This is a genomic window from Mycobacterium sp. E1715 (assembly GCF_001667625.1).
Lineage (GTDB): Bacteria > Actinomycetota > Actinomycetes > Mycobacteriales > Mycobacteriaceae > Mycobacterium.
On the sequence record NZ_LZJJ01000427.1, the window covers coordinates 1 to 5587 of the forward strand.

The window sequence follows — 5587 nt, forward strand, 5'->3', positions numbered from 1 at the left end:
CCCGCCGGGATTTGCGGGCTGGTGTTCAACGACAGTGTGGCCTCGGCGCCGGCGCGGGTGGGCCGCACGTCGGTGACTTTTCCGACCTCCACTCCTCGATAGGTCACGTTGGAAAACCGGTAAAGTCCGCCGGTGCCCGGCAATTCCAGCGTGACCCGCATGCGGCCGACGCCCAGCAGGGTGGGCACTTGCAGGTATTCGACGATCATCACGGTCATCCCGATGACCGACGCGATGGTGAAGATGGTCAGCTGAATTCGGACGAAGCGCGTCAACATCAGCGGTCCCCCACATCCTGTGGCACGAAATCGGTCGGCGCCGGGATCGGTGGCTGGCTGAGCTGCTGGGTGGTCACCGGGGCGCCGGCCGGCGTTGGCGGACCGGCCATGGGCGGCGTGGCCACCGCGTTCGGCGGGGCCGTGAGGGGCGCGGTGAGCGGGTCCTTGGTGAAGGTGGCATACCAGGGGTCTCCCGGGGCGGGCACCAGCGTGGCTCCCTCCTGCCCCCATCGTGTGCCCAGCAACAGTCCCCTCTTGAGCCGCGGGATCGTGAAGTCGAAAGTGATGAACTCGTTCAAATAGTCGCCCCGGATCGCGCGGTCGATGAAGTTCTGCGGGTAGGGATATGCCGGCGCGAAGGCCAGGACGGTGTCGAGGCTCGGGCCGACGTCGGCGAGTGCGCGCACGGTCGGCTCCAGATTTTTCAGGTTGGCGACCAGATCGTCGTGCGTGGCGTTGATCAATCCGGTGGCCGTGTTGCTGAACACCCGGAATTTATCCAGCGCGGTCGTGATCCTTGGCCGCTCTTTGATCAGAACGTCCAGTGCGGGCGGAATCCGTTGCAGCGCTTCGGTTATGACACCGCTTTGTCCGGCAAGGGTGCCGGCCAGGGCGTTCAATGCCGTGATGGATGCGTTGATGTTGTCACGCTGGGAATCCAAAACACCGACGAAGTCGTTCAAATGCGTCAGCAGATCGCGGATCTTGTCCTCGCGCCCGCCCAGTGCCGCGTTGAACTCGTTGATGAGGCCTCCGACCTTGCCCAGTCCCCCGCCGTTGACGACAACTGACAGCGAGGACAGGGTCTGCTCGGTGGACGGATAGGTCGAGGAGCGTTGCAGACCGATGGTCGCCCCGGGTGCGAGCCTGCCGGCCGCGGGCACGCCCGGTGGGGGGTTCAGTTCCAGGTGCATCGAGCCCAACAGGCTTGTCTGGCCGATCCTGGCGAGAGCGTTGGCCGGCACCACGGCGTCTGGACGCACCGAGATATCCACGTCGGCATGCCAATCGCGCAGCGTCATCTTGCCCACGCTGCCAACGACGACGTCGTTGATCATCACCGGCGAATTAGATTCCAGCGTACCGACATTAGCGATTTGGACGTGGTAAGTCACCGCGTCCTGGCCTCGTCCGACGGTGCCAGGTAGAGGCAGTGAATTGAGGCCATCGAAAGCGCATCCGGTTGCCGTCAACACCACCCATGACGCGATCGCTGCGAGACGCCGCGTTGATCGCGATCCGGTCACGGTGTGCCTCCGGGCTGGGATGCGGTCGGCAGCGGTGGTTGCGGACCAGCCGGCAGCAGCATGTCCTGCAGGCTGGCCGGGCCGGGGGCCGCTGGGGCCGGCCGGGGCACTCCCGGTGGGATTGGCGCACGGGGGAACAGCGCTGGCGAAGGGTCAGCGGGTAATCCGTTAGGGGCGTAGATCCCCGGGGGACCCGGCGGCAATTCCCATCCCGGAGGGGGTGGTATGTCGCCCGCGCCGGTGTAGGCCGACACTGCGGGTGGATCGGTTGGGATGGGGGGGACTCCGCCCGGCCCGCCGGGCATCAGGTTCGGATCCGAATAGACGAGGTTGTCCGGGCTCGGCGATTTGGCCAGATAGGCGTTGAACGGGATCGGTAGGTAGTTGAAGTTGATCAAACGCAGTGCGGGGCCCAAGTATTGGGCGCACAGCTTCGCCGTCTCGGCCGCGGTGGCATTCTTCACCGCGCCGATCGCCGAGCACACCAGTGCCACCGGATTGGCGAAGTTCGACATGGCGAAGGCTCCCCGTGCCGTTCCGGAGTCCGGGCTATAGATGTTGTAGCCGTTGGCGATTGCGTTGGGCGCCACGTGCAGAAGGTTTTCCACCGCCATGCGGTTGTCGGCCAGGTTTTTCGTCACGTTGGCCAGTCGTTGAATTTGTTCTGCGGTCTGGTCTCGGCTTCCGGCGATGAATCGGCGCACCTCACCGACCGCCGAGGATAGGTTGGTCAGCGCGGCATCCAAGTCTGACCGGTTGCCGTCCACGACGCTGCTCACCGTTGCGAGGCGGTCCTGGAATTCGACGATCTGGACGTTGCTGTCGCGCAGGGCGGTAACGAAGATCTGAAGATTCTTGATGATGTCGACGATGTTGCCGCTACCGCCGGCGAGGATGCGCCCGACCTGAGACAGCTCGGTGATCGTCCGCCGAAGCTTGTCGCCGTTGCCGTCCATGGCATTGGCCGCGCTGTCGATAAAGTGCCCGAGCGAACTGGTGGAAAGGCCGCTTGCGGGACCCAATTCGGTGGCCAGCCGCATCAGTTGCGTTTTGACCTGATCCCACTCGACGGGTACCGCGGTTCGCTCCACGCCGATCACCGCCCCATCGGCCATCGTCGGACCGCCGGTTCCCGTGGCTTCGTAAGCCGGGGTCAGCTGCACATACCGGGCCGCCACCAGGTTCTGTGCCACGATCACGGCCTTGGCGTCGGCCGGGATCGGCACATCACGGTCGACGGCCAGTGTCATCTTGGCCTGGGTCCCCTGGGGTTCGATGGACTTGATGGTGCCAACCTTGACCCCCACCACGCGCACCTCGTCGCCGGGGTAGATGGCGGTCGCGGAGCGGAAATATGCGGTAATCACCATGGGCCCGAACACTTCGGCGTGTACCACGAAAGCCGTTCCCGCAGCGATAAGTCCCACCAATGTCACCAGCAGCGCCTTGGTGTACCACGCCTTGTTCACCCCGGTCGCCATCATCGTCCTCCCGGAATGCCGTTGTGCGGCCAGGGGAATTCCGCGCGCGGTCCGGCATTGTCGGGTGGTTGACCCGCATTGACGCCCCGCCGGAATCCGAACGCGTAGTCCAGGAACGGTTGCAGGGCCTGCGCCGGGATCAGATTGCCGACGAATGCGTTGTAATAAAAGCCGTTGTTGACCGATTCGCCCTGGGTTACTTGGTATTTGGCTAATCCGACGATCGCCTTGGCGATGTTATCGCGGTTCTTTTCCAGCATCGCGGTGACCGAGTTGAGTTTGGCCAGTGTCGGCGCGAGTTCTTTTTCGTTGTCCGCCACCATGCCCGAGAGTTGCTGGGCCAGCGCCGAGGTGTTGGCCAGCAGGTTGACGATCGAGTAACGACGCTGATTCAGGACTCCGAGCAGGTCGTTGGCATTGAGCAACATGGTGTTGACCTGCTGGCTGCGTTCCGACAGGATGCCGGTGACATCGGCGGCGCTTTTGAGAAGATGGGCCAGCGATTCATTCCTGCTGTTCAACGATTGCGACAGTCTGCTCAGGCCGTCGAACGTGGGCCCCAGTCGTGGTGTGATCCGCTCGATCGTTTCGGCCAATGTGTCCAAGGATGCGTTGAGCGCGCCGGTGTCGGTGGCGGCGGTGTTGGCGGTGAAGTCGCTGACGGCGTCGGTCAGGGAGTATGGCGATGTCGTCCGATGTACCGGGATGACATCGGAGGAGTGCATGCTGCCGGCGCCTGCGGGCTCTAAGGCCAGCATCCGCGCACCCAGCAGGGTGCCCGTCCTGATGTGGGCTGTCGTGCTCGATCCCAGGTGCACATTGGCGTCGAGGCTAAAGGTCACCAATGCTTTGCCATGGCTGAGCGTGACGTCGGAGACCGTTCCCATTTTCACGCCCGACACTCGGACGTCGTTGCCTGCAGTTAGGCCCCCGGCCTCGGTGAACAGCGCCTGGTACCGGATGGAGGTAGCCATCGACCACAGCTGTTGGGGGTGCAGGCCGATGATGATGACTAGCACGATCAGCACGAACGCGATGAAGCCGGCCCGGATGAGTTGTGTGCCGCGATATTTCAGCATCAGGGTTCCCCGCATCGTCCGGTGTTTTGGGTGATCCACGGGAAGACGGCCGTGCGGCCCTGAAGGTCGGTGACGCGAATGGAGATGCCACACAGGTACTGGTTGATGAAACTTCCGTAGGCGCCCAACCGCACGAGTTTGCGGTAGTTTTCGGGGGCTTTCTGCAAAGCGAGGTCCAGCCGCGCCTTGTCATTGTCGAGCAACGGAGCCAGCCGATTGAGTTGGTCGACGGTACCGGCCAGCGGCGGACGGGCCTGGGTAAGCAGGTCGGCCAATGACGCGGTTCCCTTGTCGAGCGCGGTGATGGCGTCGCCTATCAGATCACGGTCAGCCGACAAGTCCGTGATGAGCCGCTCGAGGCGTCCGACCGTCGCCGAGAATTTGCCGCCGTCCTTGGCCACCGTGGCGACCACCTCGTTGAGATTGTCGATCAACTGCTGCACCACTTGCCCGTTGTCGGCCAGGGCGTTGGAGAAGGACGAGGTCTTGGCGAACAACGACTCCACATCGCCGCTGCTGCCTTGCAGAATCTGGATCAACGAGTTGGTCAGCGCATTCACCGATTGAGGGTTGAGCCCCTGAATCACCGGTTTGAGCCCACCCAACAACAAATCGAGGTCCAGCGCCGGCTCGGTGCGGTTTATCGGAATCCGCGATCCGGGCGGCTGAATCCCGGCAGAACCGGGGGCGTCGAGCAGGTCAAGGTAGCGATCCCCGACCAGGTTGAGGTAACGCACCGCGACTCGCGTGCTGGTAGTGAGCCTGACCTCGCGGTTCGCGTCGAAACTCACCAGCACGGTGTTATTCGATTGCAGCGCAACATGATTGACCGTGCCGACCCGGATCCCGGCGGCACGCACCGAATCACCGGCCTTAAGGCTGGAGGCATCGCTCAACACCGCGGAATAGCCATATGTCGAACCTGTGCGGTACTGGCCGAGGATGGCGAACAGGGCAGCCGTCAGCACAATAGTCACCACCGCGAACAGCCCGAACTTGACGGTCGTCCCGACCGAGCCCGTCATCCCGGCATCCCGATCTGTGGGGTGTTGCGCGGCGGCCCGTCGATCGGCCCGAACAGCCACTGCTTAAGACGATTGGAGTTCAACAGGATTCCCTGGTTTCCGTACTGCGCCTGGTTGGCGTCAATGTCGGTGACCAGGTAGGGCGGGCGGTGCCCGAAGCCCACGTCTGGTAGGCCCATGCATTGCGGACCGCCCGTCGCCGCGACCTTGGGGAGGTTCTGCGGGTACCGGTAACGTTCGGTGCCCAGCAGAAACGAATCCAGCAACAGGACACCCGGTACGGGCAGGGGCGGACCGGTGGCCAGCGGCTTGAGGCCGGCCAGCGCGCAGGTGATGGCTTGGTTGTATTTGTTGGTCAGGTTCGTGGTGGGGACCAGCAGATGAAGGACGGCAGTGAACGCCTGCGCGTTGTCCGCCAGCACGTCGTTTCCGATGTCGGCCAGCGCAATCGCGCTGATGAGCGCGGTGTCGAGATCA

General features: G+C 63.6%; 6 protein-coding genes. All 6 read right to left on the bottom strand.

Going from position 1 to position 5587, the window contains the following annotated elements; translation table 11 throughout:
- The coding region (locus A9X03_RS20790; RefSeq protein ID WP_156746621.1) for an MlaD family protein at nt 1–278 on the bottom strand (278 nt) is incomplete at its 3' end.
- A complete protein-coding gene (locus A9X03_RS20795) occupies nt 278–1525 on the bottom strand; it encodes an MCE family protein (protein ID WP_082950348.1) in 1248 nt (415 codons plus the stop codon). The genes A9X03_RS20795 and A9X03_RS20790, both read right to left, overlap by 1 nt.
- Entirely contained in the window at nt 1522–3006 is a 1485-nt protein-coding gene (locus A9X03_RS20800) for an MCE family protein (RefSeq protein ID WP_082950347.1), read from the bottom strand. Before A9X03_RS20800 ends, A9X03_RS20795 begins: the two co-directional genes overlap by 4 nt.
- Nucleotides 3006–4085 (bottom strand): MCE family protein, encoded by a 1080-nt coding sequence (locus A9X03_RS20805; protein ID WP_067755533.1) that lies wholly within the window; start codon nt 4083–4085, stop codon nt 3006–3008. The genes A9X03_RS20800 and A9X03_RS20805 overlap by 1 nt, the downstream gene beginning before the upstream one ends.
- Nucleotides 4085–5110: an MCE family protein gene (locus tag A9X03_RS20810; RefSeq protein WP_067755505.1), complete on the bottom strand. Its 1026-nt coding sequence runs from the start codon at nt 5108–5110 to the stop codon at nt 4085–4087. Before A9X03_RS20810 ends, A9X03_RS20805 begins: the two co-directional genes overlap by 1 nt.
- Nucleotides 5107–5587, bottom strand: a 481-nt coding sequence (locus A9X03_RS20815) for an MCE family protein (protein WP_197696118.1), incomplete at its 5' end; no start/stop codon positions are given. The genes A9X03_RS20815 and A9X03_RS20810, both read right to left, overlap by 4 nt.